We start from the raw sequence: 16,191 nt of genomic DNA on the forward strand, positions 1-16,191 counted from the left end.
CGTGCGTTTAGCTGCAGCAATTTTAAAGGCTTCTTGAGTTTGCGGTGCAATAATTTTAGCAACCACATTTTGCAATGTTCCCTGTTCTCGACGAATCTTAACAACTTGAATGGGATCGAGAGCAAAATTAATCGCAAAACTTGCTGATAATTCCTGCAAATCTTTGGTTGAACTTTGGGCTGGAACTTCAAATTTCTGCACGGTGACATCATAGATATCCGCTTGAGAAATTAAAGGGGGTTTAAAATGCAATCCTTCCAATAAGGCTGCATCTTGAGCTTTGCCTAAAATGCTCAAAACGCCAGCTTGACCGGGGTTAATAATAACAAAAGAATTAAAGGCAACAAAAACCAGTAATGCGGCAATTAGTCCACCAATGAGGGGTTGCAAATTGGGGGTGGGTTGATTTCTCAAAACTCTCTCCTTTTTTTTACAGTTTAGCAGTTTAAACGAGATATTTAAACTATTTTATGGCTTATTTTTTGAGGGCGGCTCGATATGCTTTTTGTACGGTTTTTAGAATACCATCAAAGATCGATTTTGAAGAAGCTGTTGTGGGATCGAATTGTTGCAATTCTACTAAAAACTTAGCTTCTTCGGTGTGTACATCCCCATCGCTATAAATTAAAGCGCTAATGGCTTCGAGTAATTCTTCATAGTCGGCGCGATCGGGATTATCTCCTAGATAAGCCTTTCCCCACTCGTAACAGTCAGAAATGGGAATTTGTTTGGCTTCCGAGAGTAAGGCTTTGATGTCGGCATCTTCGGAAAGATTGTTATCTTTTGCCATTTTGTGCAAGTATTCTCGTTCTTCAACTTGAATCTCGCCATCTAGCCAAGCGGCGGCCATGAGAATTTTAAACAATTTTTTGGTTTTGTCGGGATTTACTTTTACAGTTTTCATCTTTCTTTACCTGCAAAGCGTTCTTCATAGATTAGTTTATTTTACCATTTTTGATTCCGCGATCGCGCTTTTTCTTAACAAAATCTTCTAGCTAAAATTAGAAATCTTCACAAAATCAAAGATTCAAGGATTTTAGCCTGCTGCATTGTTAATTAATTTAACCATAAAAAAACCGTCCATTGCGTGTTGTGTCGGTAAAATTTTTAACCAACCATGAGGAGAAAACAAGGTTGAGAAAGGAAAGGCGATCGCGGGAGTTTGGATACTCCAGTGAGGATGAGATTGTAAAAAAGTCGTAATAATCTCTTCGTTTTCTAGAGAGTTGAGGGTGCAAGTCGCATAGACTAAAATTCCTCCCGGTTTGACCCAAGTTGCGGTACTTTTGAGTAAGTTTTGTTGCAGCATCACCAGTTGAGAAATTTTCTCGGGTGTTTGTCGCCAACGGATATCGGGATGGCGATGTAGGGTTCCTAAACCCGAGCAAGGAGCATCTACTAAAACCCGATCGCCTCTACCAACAAATTCGGCAATATCGCAACTATCTCCCTTACGAATTGAAATAGAATTTAACTGCAAGCGTTGGATATTTTGTTGTACTTTTCGCAGGCGACTTGCAGCGCGATCGCAAGCCCAAATTGTACCGCGATCGCCCATTAATTCGGCAATATGATTGGTTTTTCCACCAGGGGCCGCACAAGCATCAATAATTGTTTCTCCAGGTTGGGGATCGAGGAGATGGGAAACGAGTTGAGCGCTGCTATCTTGTACCGTCCATAAGCCTTCTTTAAAGCCTGGTAATTGGGAAATATTACCGAGTTTTCCTTGCAAGCGTAAGGCTTGGGGAAGTAAAGGGACAAGGGTTGTTTTAATATCTGCTTTTTCGAGGCGCGATCGCATTTCTTCCAGGGTCGTTTTTAAGGGGTTAACTCGCAAATCGATCGTGGGAGTTTGGTTAAACCACTGACAGAGCTTTTCTGTTTCTTCGAGGCCAAATTGAGAGAGCCATGCTTCGATTGTCCAATCGGAAAAACTATGTAAAATCCCTAAAGATTGTATCTTATCTTCAGGTAGTTTTAAGGGATCGATTTCCTCAAGACTCAAACGCAAATATTGACGTAAAATGCCGTTAACAACTCCAGATAGGCGCTGAAAGCCATTCTTTTTGGCTAATTCAACCGCAGTATTGACAGCAGCAGAGTCGGGAATTTGGTCGAGATAGCGCAACTGATATAAGCCGATCTGAAGAATGATGCGTAACTCTAAGGGTTGTTGTTTGGCGGACTTTTTTCCAAATTGGTCGATGAGACAATCGAGCGATCGCTGTCGCCGAATAATACCATAAACTAACTCTGTGGTTAATCCTCGATCGACGGGTTTAATTTCAGGATTTTGCAGAGTGCGATCGAGGGCAATATCAGTGTAAGCTCCTTGACTATAAATTTGTTTGAGGGCGTTAAATGCGAGTTGGCGAGAGTCGTGCATGGGAGGGAAAATCGAGAGACAGAAAAAAGAGCATTACTCTATCGTAACGCTCTTGGTAAACTTTGAGATATAAGCTGGTTAGTAGGGTCAAAAAATAACGTTATACCATGAGTTCTTGGGATTCTTTTTCTAATAACTGAACAAGTCTTGTATCTCCTTTTTCTCGGGCAACTTGTAAGCGATAGTTGAGATTATGTCGCAAGTTACTTTGATGAATATCGGCAAGATTGAATTTATTTTTCTCTTGCGATCGCGGTTTTTGTTCGCAGGTTTTGGCGATCGCCGCCAATTGAGCATTTAAACTCGTTTCGGTTTGAATTAATGGACAAGTTTGATAAACCAAACCGCGATATTGTAAGCGAGGTTTCGGTTTAAGTTTGGGGACGTGTCTGGGATAACAACGGTGATATTGTTGTCCTCGATATGTTCCAATAATATTACTTTCAGAAACTTCTAAAGATAGAGGCTCACTCTCGTAACTAACGCCGCGATAACAAAGATTCATGGTTTTTACCTTCCGATCTTAAAAATGGATACAAAATCAAATTTTATTTCTGTATCTATTTTGACAATTTTTGAGATAAAAGTCAGCTTAATTAAGAAATCTTGATGAAATCTTGATAAATAGAGGGTAATCGATCCCTCTTCCTTTATCTTGGCTAAATAAATCCTTCGAGTTCGAGTTCTTCGATAGTTTGTAGCCCTCGGGGATCGCCGACACGCAAGAGCGCATCTTTAGCATCTTCTTTCACCCCAATTTCTTCATCCTCAACCAAGGCTTCGAGAAGGGCATCGATCGCCGTCGCATAGACGACATTAGAGGGCAATTCGCGGGCAAGTTGTCCTAACGCCCAAGCACAGTTACTGCGTACTGCCGCTACGGGATCGCGCCGCAAACCTTCGATTAAAGGGGCAATGGTAACGATAACATCTTCATAGTCTAAATGAGCAATTTGCGCCAGTCCGCTTGCCGCCCAGAGACGCACGGCAGAAATATCGGTTCTGAGGGCTTTGGTAAGGAGTCCCACCGAACGGCGATCGCGACAGTTTCCCAAGGCCCAAATAATCCCTTTTCGCACGTAGCCATTCCAATCTTGATAATATTGTTCGATCAGGGGTTCAACGGCATCCACACTCGTATTGCGCCCCAGTCCATAAGCCGCACTGACCCGCACGAGAGGACAAATATCGGTTAAAAGGCGAATGAGATGGGGTACGGCTCTTTCGTCCTGAATTTCGCTAAATGCCCGTGCAGCGATCGTCCGTTGGGTAGGATCGGCAGAGGTCAGAAAGGCAAGCATTTCCTCAACGTTGGGAGCTGCTGGCTCTTCTGGGCTGAGTTTTTCATCTAGAGGGGTATCTAGTTCAGCGTCAATATCGAGAGTGCTGAGGTCGTCTTCATTCATTGGCGATGGGTTCTTGTCTCCATTCTTGATTATCTGCCCAATAACGGTTTATTATTTTGGCTCTATAAGTTTTTTTACCATTAAAAGGGATTGCGTTTCATAACCCAAGCGTTTGTATAAGTTTAGGGCAGGGAGATTATGGCTGAAAACGTGAACGCCGATTTGCCGATCGCCGCGCTCCCGAGCCAGAGTGTGAGCGTAGTGCATCAATGCCGAACCAATACCGCGCTGGTGGTGTTCTGGATGCACATAAAGTAGAAAAATATAAGTATAGCGATCGCCGTTAATTTGTTCGATCGCATTGCCTATCCACAAACAAGCTATTTTTTCCGGCTTGCCCTCTATACCCTCTTGCCTATCCCCTCTTGCCTTTTCTCCAACTGGAACTACCCAGTAAAGAGAGGTTTCGGGGGAAAAATAATGCTCAATAGTCTGAGTAAGATGGGAAAAACTCTCTTGTTCGGGAAAAAGTTCTCGATAAGTTAAAATCATAAATTGAAGGAGGGAAGCGCGATCGCTTAATATTCCCTCCTTCAATTGATATCCAGTTGGTAATTGGGAAGTTTTAACATTCAAAGGTTTTAAAACTCAAGAAAATACAATTTCTCTACTTTGTTGTTTAGGCTGTGCTATATTTTCATCGCCAATCCTCCTCTCCCGTATCCTCAGATCGCAATTACTCTTTTGGATCGGCAGAATCCTTACCAATTTCTAAGGCTTTACGGCTAGTTTTGAGTTCTTTCCAGAGCAATTTAATTTTTTGATAGGCTTCCTCAGAAGAAAGTTTACCTGCCGTTTCTAAATTACACAAATAATTTACCCGTTGGGCAAATTCCTGCAAGTTGGCATTAAAGACGAGGTTTTGAGGGCTGAAGTCGCCGTAATAAGTAGATTTCGGGTAAAGAAATCGATCTGCATCTGAAGAATTGGGCTGATCTGCATCTGAAGAATTGGGTTGATCTGCATCTGACATTTCTGAATTACTCTCCACGTTTGTACTACATTAGAGGCGATCGAAAGGATCGTTATGATGAAATGGTACAGTATCTCTTCTTTAATCTCATGGTTCAACTTCAATCTCATCAGCGAGAGCCAAAATCTCTCCCCACCATAACAACAGAGGGCTATTCTAGCTGAAGATGAACGCGATCGCGAACAACAAAGAGCCGATCGCGAACAACAACAGAGAGAACAGGCTGAATTCAAGTTACAAAAGCTGCTTGAATATCGATCCTGATTCCTTGACTTGAGGGGTTTGGAGACCAAACCTTGAGGGGTTTGGAGACCAAACCCCTACGATTCTGATGTAAACCAATGGAGATCGCATAACCAACCAAAGCCGCGAACATCGGTTAAATTATATTGCAAGGGTGTAATCGAAATATAATTATTGCGAATAGCCTGCACATCCGTGGGAATATGAGGGGGTAAATGTAAATGTTCTGGCTGTTCGATTTCTTCGACCACTTCTCCCGCTAACCAATAGTAAGTTTTTCCTCGAGGATCTGTGCGTTTTTCAAACTGTTCGATATAGCGACGAATGCCCTGACGAGTGATGAGAACTCCTGCAACTTCTGCCTCGGTTACGGGGGGAATATTAACATTGAGCAAAGTCGCTTCCGGTAAAGGATTTTCTCCTAATTTATCCAGCAATTCTCGCGCAAAATTTGCCGCCGTGGGAAAAACTTTTTGGGTTGTAAAACTGGTTAAACTAAAGGCAATACTGGGAATATCTTCCATAATCCCTTCCATTGCCGCAGAAACTGTGCCGGAATAGAGAATATCTGTGCCAAGATTTGCCCCTTGATTAATGCCAGAAAGAACAAAATCTGGGCGTTCCTCCACTAAAGCATAGAGAGCAAGTTTGATACAATCCGCAGGAGTCCCCGAACAAGACCAAGCGGTAACGGTGGGGTGATAAAGCGATTCTACGGGATAAGCGCGAATCGGTTGGTGTAAAGTGAGACCGTGACCCGTTGCAGAACGTTCGCGATCGGGACACACTACAGTAACGCGATGCCCTGCTTTGGCTAATGTATCGGCCAGCATTCGGACACCGAGGGCAAATATGCCATCGTCATTGCCAATGAGGAGGTTTAAAGGGCGATCGCGTTTCATTATAGAATCAATAATTGTTAGATTGTTAAATTGTTAACTGCAAGGATTAACAGCGATCGCACCGTCCTTTTAAGATAGTTTCATAGCCTTCGACTTGTAAACCGGGAGGAAGATGATTAATTTGCAACACCCCTAAAGCATCCCAATCGAGATCGACAATTGTACCGCAACACTGACAAATAAAATGATGATGGGGAGTAACGCGGGCATCATAGCGGGTAATACCTTCATCGAGTAAAACTTCTCGCACCAAACCAACCTCTCGCAATACCGTTAAAGCACTGTAAACGCTGGCTTTGGAGGCGATCGGCAACTCGCGGTTAATATCGGTGAGAATCGCTTCAACTGTCGGATGATCCTCGCGATGAAGAAGATTCGCATAGACGGCAAAACGTTGAGGTGTAATTCTCAACCCCTTTGCTTTCATTTGAACCTTAACAGCTTGTACCTCGGCTACCGATATTTTATTGTTACTCATGGCCTTTCTCCCTTCTTGTTACCCTAACTCCGTTCTCAAGAGATGGAGTTTGCGGGTTGCCCGTATTCTCTCGTCAAAGCCGCGATCGCGCACTTCTCGATCGGTATAAGCTCAAGACGTTTTCCCTTCACCATAACACTTTTCTTATCTCGGAATGATTCTGAGAAAGCTAGAAAAAATTTAAAGATAACTCGGCCAAGAAAACCAGTAAAATCGGGAAATTCAGGCAATCTACAAATTTATCTCTAATGACTCCCAATCTTTTAATCCGCAGGCAAACTCACTTTGTACTTTGGCGACCAGGTACGATCTCCCCCCCTCCTCAACTCTGGATCGGTCGATTTCAAAACACCAAAACCGATCCCTACCAAGATTTTCGCACCATTGCCCTTGCCCCCAACGCAGAATTTCCAGAATTGTGGGAAGTTGCTGCCAAAAACTGCAATCTTGTTGATGGGGACGTTTATTTTTATTGGTATAAGGTTTATAACACCAACCCCTATCCCTTCACGGGGGAAAATGAGATTCTCTACTGTAGCGATCCCTTCGCGACTACTATCGATCGCCGAGAAGGTTGCCTTGCGCCGAAACCGCCCGATCTAGGGGGAGTTGCCAGCAAAGATGCGGCGAGTGTTATTCTCTACCAAAATGGGGTATTAATGCCCTGCGATCCGGACGGTCAAACCGTATCTCACAAAAAACAGCACCCCGATCGCCATCTTCCTGCCAATAATCGTCTCGTTATTTACGAACTCCCCACCCGATGGACGAAAAAAGCAGGAGAGGCGATAGAAATGGGAATCGGCACTTTTCGCGATGCGGTGGCCTTATTGGATACTCATTCCACTCCACCGGATTTTCCCGATCTGGAGTCCTTAACATTGGGAATGACTCATTTACTCAAATTGGGTGTCAATGCCCTAGAATTGCTTCCTCCTGCGGATAGCGATGATGTTTGGGAATGGGGCTATGGCACCGCTAATTTTTTAGCGGCTGATTTCCATTTAGGCTTTCCCGATGGCCAAAATACCCCGACTGCTTTAACAGATTTGGCTAAGTTAGTTGATATTTGTCATCAAAACGGCTTGCGATTTTTTATTGATATTGTGATGGCCTTTGCGCGGGGAAATCCCTATGGCAATATTAACTTTCTTGACTTCTTTATTCACTGGAATAGTGGCGATCCAGAACAAGACGGCCGCGATGGTTTTGGGGGGGATCTGCTGAAATATAACTACTGGGTTGAAGGCTATCATCCTATCACGGGACAACGCGATCGCTTCGTTCCCAGTCGGGAATATATGAAGGTTTATATTGCCCATTGGTTAGAACAATATCAAATTGATGGTTTACGCTTGGATAGTGTCAATAATATTAATAATTATGACTTTTTGCAGGAATTTAAAGATTTTGCGCGGCAACATTGGCGCGATCGCGGTGGCGAAGGCGATCGCTTTCTCGTGGTGGGAGAAGATTTAAGCGTCCCTCTTTCTTTAATTCAACAACAGCGTTTAGATGGATTGTGGAATGAAAGATTTAAGCAGATTCTGCGGCGGGTAATCTTAGGAGAAAATGGCAATGATGACTCGAGTTTTACCTGGAGTGTTCGCAAACTGATCGATTGTCGCTATCTGGGTTTTAATAATGGCACTCAGGTGATTAATTATATCACCTCCCATGATGTCGGCGGCCTGGCAAATGAACGATTTTTTAATTATCTCGTCAATTGCGGCATTTATGAGACTGAAAAACGGATCGAACTTGCCTTTGTCTGCTTGCTGACAGCAGTAGGAATTCCTCTCATTTTAGCAGGAGAAGAATTTGCCGACGAACACGATCTTAATATTGCAGAAGAACACGAAAATTACAAACAAATCGATCCCGTTAATTACGATCGCCTGCAAGAAGATTGGCGACAGCGCATTTTTATCTATGTTTCTCGTTTAGTCAAGTTTCGCACAACTTCCAATGCCCTCGCATCAGATGATACAGACTTTATTCATGTTGACTATGGGGAAGGCAAAAAAGTTATAGTTTGGCAACGAGGAAAAGGAGAAGATATTGTTCTTATTTTGGCTAATTTTTCCGACTACGGCACTCCCGATCCCTTTGCCAATACTAGCGAATATGTTGTCCCCAATTGGCCGCAAACTCCCCAAGGAAAATCTTGGCGAGAAGTTACCCGCGATCGCCCAGTTTTACCTCAATGGGTAGGACGAGAACCTATTTTTCCTTGGGAAGCAAAGGTTTATACTTTAGTCGATGGATAAATTACAAAGAATACCTTTAAGAATTGAGCAGAAAAACCGTTGACTTTTGCTGATTAACAGGATCGCTAAGGATTAACTCTTCTCCTTTTGCCCATTGTTGATAATCTGCAATGAGGTGAGAGAGAAGACGTTGTTTAATTCGCATTAAAACATTTTTTGCTAAACTTTGACCTGCGGTTTCTAGTAAAGATTTAGGGGTTAATGAGAAGACTTGCGGGAGTTCGACATTAACCTCGACAAAAGCCTCTCCTTTTAAATAAGTTTTGCCTTCTTTTTGGACAATGGAAAGTAAGCCATTGACTTTAAGAGAAAAACGAGCATTAATGTAATTAACTCCCCTTATTTCAGAAGATTCTGACTGTAAATAAACGGTGCCGCGACTACTCGACCAAACTTTAAGGACGACGGTAGGTTGAAAATGATAGAGGTTGAGAAGATTTAGGGGGCGCATTTTCAAGCGATAGCGATCGCCTCCCAAAATCTCCATCAATTTCGGATCCGCGATCGCACTGACTAAGCGCTGGGGTTGACGGAGATAGTGTTGGATGGGGACAGATTCTTGTTCTACTGGAATGGTAACGGGTTCGGAAACTTTTAAACAGATTTTCATAAGACGGGAAAAGTTAAAAATTTCTTAATTTTTTTGATTTTACAGGAAAGTGGTTATTGATTATGGCTTCTCGTTTCTAAAATAATCTGCCAATCCTCTAATGTTGTGCCTCGAGTCTGCTGCAAATCGGTTAAAGTGTTCAGATATTCTACACGCCTGCTAATTTCTATATTACGAGCGTTCAGCAAATCTTGTTGAGCCTCTTGGAGTTGAAAGTTATCGCTTTTTCCCGCTTTCACGAGGGCTTCTTGGGCTGCTAATTCCCCTTCTGCGAGTTTAACTTCTTCCTGTGCTAATTGGATTTGCTGAAATTTTACCTCAATATCCCGGAGGCGATCGCTGATTTCTGTTTCAATTGTTTCTTCAAGTTGTGTTAAATTGTTTTGACTTTGGAGTAGGGTAATTTCTGCGCGTTTAAAGTTTGCTTCATCTTGAAAGCGATTTCCTAAATTGCGCCGTAAAACGATTCCTGCTGAAAAGTTCGCTTGTCGGGTCAAGGCTTCATCAAATTCTGTTTCTAAATCTAAATTCCAACGGCGATCGTTATTCGCTTGCAATACACTTAATTCAGAAACTTGAATTTGTAATAATTCTGCTAAATAATTGGGTTGATTTGCAAAAGTAGCTTCACGAATTTTTTCTGGGTCTAATTCGAGTAGTTTTTCGGTTTCTTGGCGAACATTTTCCGTTGCGATAATCTTCAGATCGCGATCGATTCCCAATTGATTTAAAAGTGCCAAGCGTGAAGATTTAACTGCATTCTCCGCTTCCAGTAATTGTCCTTGAAAATCTGTGACAGTTTTTTGACTTCTGAGTAATCTAAACTCTGCCTCTCTTCCGGCTTCAACTAATGCTTGTTGTCGTTGTAATTGTTTTTTGGCTATTTCAAGGGCAGCACGAGTATTTTTAACTTGTTCTTGTTGGGTTAATAGGGTGCGATAACTTTTAATAGAAGTGGTGATTTCCTCAATGAGGGTATTTTGTAAATTCAAAACATTAATATTTTCTCGCAGTCTCGCAATATCTAAATCACTTTTAGCGATCGCCACTCCAGCATCGCGGAGTAGGGGTTGAGTCAATCTTAAATTAACTCGTTGACGCAAAGAATCTCCATTCGTTTGAGTGTTCGATAGCGATCGCAACTGACTCAACCAACTTAACTGCAATTGCCCTCCTGTGGGCATTAATAAGGAAATTCCCGCCCCTAATTCAATGCGACTTTGACTATCTGAAATTGCCCAATTTGTTCCGGCTCCATTAGTTCTTCCTGCTAAAATCGGCTCGACTTTGGGGCGAAATTCTGCTTGAGCGCTGGCTAATTCGGCTTGTTGAACAATGCGAGCGAGATAGGCATTTTTAATCTCAGTATTGTTGGCAACGGTTAAATGAACGACATCTTCAAGGGTAAAAGGAATATTAGCAGCATCTGATGTTAAACGTGCCGTGGTTTGAGTGGGTTTCTGCTCTGAATTTGTTGCTGGAATTGTTTGAGGTGTTGAGGGTTTCTGTGGGGAAGAAGATTCTCGCGATCGCCGAGTTTCCTCCCGAGAAGCCCGAGTATTTTCCCTTGAAGATTTACGAGAAGAAGGGCGAAGACTATTGCGATCTGGTAACTGAAATAACTGGAAACTAGGAGCGCGATTCTCCAATTTCTTTGTTTTTTCTTCTTTCTGGGAAGATTGAGAAGAAGGAGAAATAACTTTAGGATCGTCGAGATCGGGAATGGGTTCGAGAGTTGGGATTTCGGAAAGGGAATCTTTTGCGGGAGTTGATGCTTTAAAGAAAGAAGTTAAAAGATTTCCTTTATCTTCCTCACCTGCTACAGATTGATGCGTGTTTCCACTGGCGATCGCTAAAGCGGCTAAGGTTCCCAGCACGGCAAAAAGCGTCGAACTGCCATTTCGCAATACAATAACGAGCAAAGAACGGAAAGAAGATCGGGGAAATTTGGGTTTTCGTGTCATCTCTCTTTTAAATAACAGCAAGTTAACTCTAGCAATTAATTTTGGGATCGAGCAAGTTAAATCTTAAAACTCAATCTCGTAGGGCAGAAATTGGATTTAAGCGACTGGCATGACGGGCAGGAAAATAACTCGCACCGACTCCGATCGCGATCGCCATTCCTAATGTTAACCCTGCTGTTGCCATTTCAAACCGATAAGGAAGTTCAAATTGATGGGCGACTAAACGAGTCCCAACATCCACAACGGCGATCGCGCTAATCCCACCGATTAAACTCACCAAAGTACCTTCGAGAACGAATTGCCAGAGAATTTCTCGGGGAGTTGCCCCGATCGCCCGTTTTAACCCGATTTCTCGCGTCCGTTCGATGGTGGAAGCAATGGTAATATTAGCAATTCCTACTCCCGAAATTAACAGGGCGATCGCGCCTACTGCAAAAAGTCCTCGTTCGGTAATTTTCATCGCATCTTGCTGCCGAAAAATGTCTTCAACATTACTTCCAGACCATGCTTTTTCTGGGGCAAATCTTTGCTCTAATAATTGTGTAACTTCTGTTTCCTGACGTTCAATATCCGCTAATTCTTGCGGTTGGAGTCTCAACATTTCTGTTTCTTCAATGCCTTGACGGGCGCTATACAAAGATAACGGTATGAGCATCGTATGCCAAACTTCACCATCGGTGAAAATAGGTTTGGCTTCGATTATACCAACAATACGGTAAGAGGAATTAGCAAACAAAATTGTTTTATTAAGAGGATTTTCTTCAGCAAATAACTCTGTAGCCAGAGATTCGTCAATGACAGCCACGGAACGAAATTGGCTAAAATCATCGGAGTTAAAAAATCTTCCTTTTGTTACTTTTCGTCCCGAAGTTTGCAACGTATTTAAAGATACAGCCATACACCAAATCCAAGTGCTGCGATCGCCAAAATTAACCTGTCCACTATCAAACAAAGTTTGACGACTCATTGATTGTATCCCCGATAAACGGGATTTTAGCCACTGAATATCGGGGTTTAGAAATCGGGTATCGCTTTGCAAAGCTGTGAAAATTTGTGGGGCTTCTTGGCGATCGAGTTGGCGCTGAATCGTTGCTGTACTAATATTTCCTACTTGTAGAGTGGCATTCACTGACGCAACGCCGATAAATGTTCCTAAAGTGGTTAATAAGGAGCGAGTAGGGTTACTGTAGAGCGATCGGGCGCTCATTTTTAGTAAATCTAAGAGTGAGAGGGTCATATTGAAAGTCAGAAAATTTTCTTCTCTTTATTGTGGCTGATTTATCTTTTAACTTGTTAGGATATGAAGATAGACAAAAGAAAGGATTGTTATTTCGAGATTTTTGATATATGAAAAACAACAAAAACAATTTTGGCAGCTTTTTCCTCACTAAATTTCTCTTTGTTTCAGTGCCTTTGTTTCTATTACTTTTAGGGCTTGTGGGTTTTGTGAGCACCAAGAACCCTGGTAATAGAAACAAACGCATTGAGATTTATACCGAATTTTCGAGAATCTCATCTTTATTCAATTCTATTATACTAACCTCTAGTTTATTTGCCACAGTCTTTGGTTTGAAACAAGCCTATAATAAATATAAGACTGATATCGAAGCAAATCGGAAGCAACTTGCCTTCGATCATCTAAATAATATCGTTCTTGGAAAATTCCTTGAAATTCGTAATCAGCTAGAAGATTTGGGTGTTAATCCTTACAAAGAAAAAGCAAACTATTTATACGACAGAAAGAAAACTAAAGGTAATCGAGTGTTAATAAGGGACGTTTTGAATACTTTGAATTTAATCTGTATTGGGATTAACTGTGGTGTAATTGACGAAGAGATTGCTCGAAAACAGATGAAACTTATAATGGTTCGATATTGGAAATGGGCAAACTCATATGTTCTCCTTGCAAGAATGATTGAAGCGCATTCAACAGAAGCTAATGAATATGATAAAAGTTTACTCTATATAGATTATGAAACACAGATTCACGAATGGTTGCTTCAGGACAATAAGATATCAACAAAAGATATGAAGGAGTGGAGGCAAGAGTGGAAGCAAATAGAGATGGAGATTCAAGTAGAAAAGTATAATAATATGGAGAAACAAAAAGGTTCTTTAGAGCAACTTGTCCAAAGTATAGCCGCTAAATACTTGGAAAAGGAATAAACTCAATTGCGGACTAAGCTGTTAATCACTCAAATTTCTGCCTCGATCTAGGCTAGTGGTCTGTCAAGGATTTTTTGACGGGCAAAGCCGTATCGCGATAACCCTAATCCTTCTCTTGGTCGATTGGATATGCTGAACTAAATTCAGCATCCCTCGACCGCTTTCAATGGATTTTTCGTATGAGACAGCGCTTGGGGGATGGCGAGGTTTCCTCGCCATATCCAACCAAGTAAGAAGGGATTTTCAATCCCTGGCGGATTGGGCTATACTCGTCATTTTTGGCATAGCTTTCAAATTTATACAGCAAGCCCTACTTGCTTACTGTTCTATACCCAAAAGAAAAGGAGTATTCGGAAAATAAGTCGCCCAACGTTGGGGATCGGGTTGACGCTGCCATGTTTGGCGATTAACTTGCAAGCGAAGAAGCGGGGCGATCGCGCCATTATTTTTACCCACCACATCAATAGAAACAGAAGTAATGAGAATATCGCGATCGAAACTCCGTTGAGCCGCCGCCCGAGCCACAATTTCCGCCCGACGTAAGAGGATAGGAAAAGATTCTCCCGCCAAACGGTACAATTCGATCGTAGTGGTATCAGTATAAGCTAAAGCACTTTGAGGCGCGATCGCGCTACTTCCCAAACCGATACTCCCCCCCAAACTGAAAGAAATACCGAGAGTTAAAACAATTTTGCCTAGAGAAGGCGATCGCGTTTTCATTGTTTTATATAAAGTTAAAGAGTATTAGAGGTAGTTCTCAACCTAGAATATAATCTAGCTTCCTCAGAGGTTAAAATCGACAAAACCAGAAAGTAGGGCAAATGGCAGACTATACCTCCATCGCAATCGGGATCGATCGCTACCAATTCATTCAACCCCTGAGTTACGCTCAAGACGACGCTCGGGCTATTCAGCACCTTTTGCTGGAAGAAACAGGGCTTCCCGCCGAACAAGCGTTACTCATGACGGATAGTTCGGCTTGGCTGGGGGGTAAGTCCACGCAGCCCAGCAAAGAAAATATTTTTTATTGGCTCGATGCCTGGCTAGAGAAACAATCTACTTCTCTATTATGGTTTTTCTTTAGCGGTTATGGCGTAAGTTGGCAAGGGGTAGACTATCTGATGCCCATTGACGGCAACCCCACGGATATTCCGAATACGGGAATTCCGGCGCGAGAACTCTTTGAACATCTCAAACAAAAAGGGTTTGACCAAATTCTCGCTTTATTAGATATTAACCGTTCTCCAGGGGTGATTGCCGGGGAACCCGTTGGCTCGGAAATTGCTCAATTTGCTCCAGAAATGGGCATTTCCCTCATCCTTTCGAGTCAATTGGAGGAATCCTCCCACGAAGCAGTTGCGTTGGGTCATGGCATCTTCTCGGCGGCTCTTTTAGAAGCCTTGCGTTACTTCGGCCAAGATATTGTTCTTCACGATCTCAGTGGTTATCTTTACGATCGCCTCCCAGAATTGAGCGAACACCACTGGCGACCCATTCAACACCCCTTAATTGTCATTCCTTCGATTGAATTGGCACAGCAGGTGTTATTACCCAAACGTGGGACGGCACAAGCAGCACCGGCGATCGCTCCCATTACCACGGGTGAGGAAGCAGCGCGAGAAGAAGCGATCGCCACGGAGGAGAATGCTCTGGCCTCGGAAATGGAGTTAGAAACGGCAAAAGTTCCCAGTTTGCCCGATTTACCGCCGTTGAAAACTGCCTCAGAAGCAAATGATAATGGGGAAGTTTTCCAAGATACCCATCCTGAAAATATGCCGCAAATTCCCGCACCCGAGACAGAAAAAACACCGAGAAGACCGAAAAATTTATCGATTTTGATGGGTGCAGGGGCAATTCTTCTCGCTCTGTTAGCGGTATTTTGGTTGGGACGACCTCGGCCAGAAATCGCCGAAACGCCACCACCGGATCCCTCTTCTTCCCCGGCGATCGCCGATCCCGATCCCAATGCGCTACCCTCCCCCGTAACAACAGCAGAAAGTCCCGTTTCCGCCGCAACTCAAAATGCCTCGACTGCGGAGCCACAAAATTCTACTCCGCAAAATACGCCAGCAACAAATGCAGCAACAGAACCGCCACCTCCTTTAACCACCGAGGCCAGCCGTTCGATTTTAGCCCGGGCGAGAACTTATATTCAAACCAATCAAGCCTCGGGTTTTAGTCGCGGTATTGAGGAAGCGCAAAAAATTCAACCCGGTGCGCCTCTCTACGCGGAAGCTCAAGCGGATATTTCTCGCTGGAGTGAGGTAATTTTGGATATTGCTCGAGGACGTGCGGCGAAGGGGAATTTCGCGACGGCGATCGCGGCGGCGAAGTTAGTCCCCCCCGAACAAGCTCCCACTTATGCTGAATCCCAAAAAAGCATTAAGCTCTGGACAGAACAAGGAAAACAACAAACCGTTAATAACAGGATCATTCGTTCGGCTCGGCGCATGGTTCGCACCAATCAAGCCTCTTCTTACAATAAAGCCATTAACGAACTGAAAAAAGTTCCGCAGGGTCAACCGGGATATTTACAAGCGAGGAACTTAACTGAGGGCTGGAGTCGGCAGATTTATTTAATTGCTAATTCTCGCGCCGCCCGAGGCAGCTATCAACAGGCGATCGTCTCCGCAAAATTAATCCCCGAAGGAACTTCCAGTTATAACGATGCTCAAAAGGCGATCGCGCGCTGGCAACAAGGAAGAAGATAGTTGATAGTTGATAGTTGATAGTTGATAGCGAATAATACCCGCCGAAGGTCTTTCGAGGATACGGTAAGCGGGAGTATTTCGC

Annotated in this window: 16 protein-coding genes; 3 read left to right on the top strand and 13 right to left on the bottom strand. The window is 43.2% G+C overall.

The features are described 5' to 3' along the window. The 9 genes from VB714_RS17190 to VB714_RS17230 all read right to left on the bottom strand — a co-directional run. Nucleotides 1-414: SPFH domain-containing protein (locus VB714_RS17190; RefSeq protein WP_323225866.1), on the bottom strand; the 414-nt coding region annotated here is incomplete at its 3' end. A 61-nt stretch (nt 415-475) separates the two neighbouring features. Next, nucleotides 476-904, bottom strand: coding sequence for a TerB family tellurite resistance protein (locus VB714_RS17195; protein ID WP_323225867.1), 429 nt, complete (start codon nt 902-904; stop codon nt 476-478). Nucleotides 905-1,036: 132 nt separating this feature from the next. Next, entirely contained in the window at nt 1,037-2,386 is a 1,350-nt protein-coding gene (locus tag VB714_RS17200; protein WP_323225868.1) for a 16S rRNA (cytosine(967)-C(5))-methyltransferase, read from the bottom strand. Between the two features lie 100 nt (nt 2,387-2,486). Next, nucleotides 2,487-2,891, bottom strand: a complete 405-nt coding sequence (locus tag VB714_RS17205; RefSeq protein ID WP_323225869.1) for a DUF4278 domain-containing protein — start codon at nt 2,889-2,891, stop codon at nt 2,487-2,489. A gap of 154 nt (nt 2,892-3,045) precedes the next feature. Then, on the bottom strand, nt 3,046-3,792 hold the full coding sequence (locus tag VB714_RS17210; protein WP_323225870.1) for a HEAT repeat domain-containing protein: 747 nt from the start codon (nt 3,790-3,792) through the stop codon (nt 3,046-3,048). A gap of 51 nt (nt 3,793-3,843) precedes the next feature. Beyond that, entirely contained in the window at nt 3,844-4,368 is a 525-nt protein-coding gene (locus tag VB714_RS17215) for a GNAT family N-acetyltransferase (RefSeq protein ID WP_323225872.1), read from the bottom strand. A gap of 100 nt (nt 4,369-4,468) precedes the next feature. Beyond that, on the bottom strand, nt 4,469-4,765 hold the full coding sequence (locus tag VB714_RS17220) for a hypothetical protein (protein ID WP_323225873.1): 297 nt from the start codon (nt 4,763-4,765) through the stop codon (nt 4,469-4,471). Nucleotides 4,766-5,085: 320 nt separating this feature from the next. Further along, the gene (gene surE, locus VB714_RS17225; RefSeq protein ID WP_323225874.1) at nt 5,086-5,910 is read right to left on the bottom strand and encodes a 5'/3'-nucleotidase SurE; all 825 of its coding nucleotides are present in this window, start codon (nt 5,908-5,910) and stop codon (nt 5,086-5,088) included. A gap of 46 nt (nt 5,911-5,956) precedes the next feature. Continuing rightward, nucleotides 5,957-6,388, bottom strand: a complete 432-nt coding sequence (locus tag VB714_RS17230; protein WP_323225875.1) for a Fur family transcriptional regulator — start codon at nt 6,386-6,388, stop codon at nt 5,957-5,959. Between the two features lie 248 nt (nt 6,389-6,636). Between VB714_RS17230 and VB714_RS17235 the strand changes: the two genes are divergently transcribed. Beyond that, nucleotides 6,637-8,658 carry an alpha-amylase family glycosyl hydrolase gene (locus VB714_RS17235; protein ID WP_323225876.1) on the top strand — a complete coding sequence of 674 codons (2,022 nt, stop codon included), beginning with the start codon at nt 6,637-6,639 and terminating at the stop codon, nt 8,656-8,658. Nucleotides 8,659-8,674: 16 nt separating this feature from the next. Here VB714_RS17235 and VB714_RS17240 read toward each other — a convergent pair whose 3' ends face one another. The 3 genes from VB714_RS17240 to VB714_RS17250 form a co-directional block, all read right to left on the bottom strand. Then, nucleotides 8,675-9,268 (bottom strand): DUF1997 domain-containing protein, encoded by a 594-nt coding sequence (locus VB714_RS17240; protein ID WP_323225877.1) that lies wholly within the window; start codon nt 9,266-9,268, stop codon nt 8,675-8,677. 53 nt (nt 9,269-9,321) lie between these two features. Beyond that, nucleotides 9,322-11,232 carry a TolC family protein gene (locus tag VB714_RS17245; RefSeq protein WP_323225878.1) on the bottom strand — a complete coding sequence of 637 codons (1,911 nt, stop codon included), beginning with the start codon at nt 11,230-11,232 and terminating at the stop codon, nt 9,322-9,324. A 70-nt stretch (nt 11,233-11,302) separates the two neighbouring features. Next, nucleotides 11,303-12,469 carry an ABC transporter permease gene (locus tag VB714_RS17250; protein WP_323225879.1) on the bottom strand — a complete coding sequence of 389 codons (1,167 nt, stop codon included), beginning with the start codon at nt 12,467-12,469 and terminating at the stop codon, nt 11,303-11,305. A 110-nt stretch (nt 12,470-12,579) separates the two neighbouring features. On the opposite strand from VB714_RS17250, the gene VB714_RS17255 reads away from it, so the two are divergent. Next, a complete protein-coding gene (locus VB714_RS17255; protein WP_323225880.1) occupies nt 12,580-13,398 on the top strand; it encodes a DUF4760 domain-containing protein in 819 nt (272 codons plus the stop codon). 318 nt (nt 13,399-13,716) lie between these two features. Here the strand turns inward: VB714_RS17255 and VB714_RS17260 are convergent, their stop codons facing one another. After that, nucleotides 13,717-14,118, bottom strand: a complete 402-nt coding sequence (locus tag VB714_RS17260; protein ID WP_323225882.1) for a hypothetical protein — start codon at nt 14,116-14,118, stop codon at nt 13,717-13,719. Nucleotides 14,119-14,219: 101 nt separating this feature from the next. Here VB714_RS17260 and VB714_RS17265 point away from each other — a divergent pair, with 101 nt between their 5' ends. After that, nucleotides 14,220-16,109, top strand: coding sequence for a caspase family protein (locus VB714_RS17265; RefSeq protein WP_323225883.1), 1,890 nt, complete (start codon nt 14,220-14,222; stop codon nt 16,107-16,109). Nucleotides 16,110-16,191: the final 82 nt, after the last annotated feature.

The sequence above is a fragment of the Spirulina sp. 06S082 genome (assembly GCF_034932145.1).
Lineage (GTDB): Bacteria > Cyanobacteriota > Cyanobacteriia > Cyanobacteriales > Spirulinaceae > CCY15215.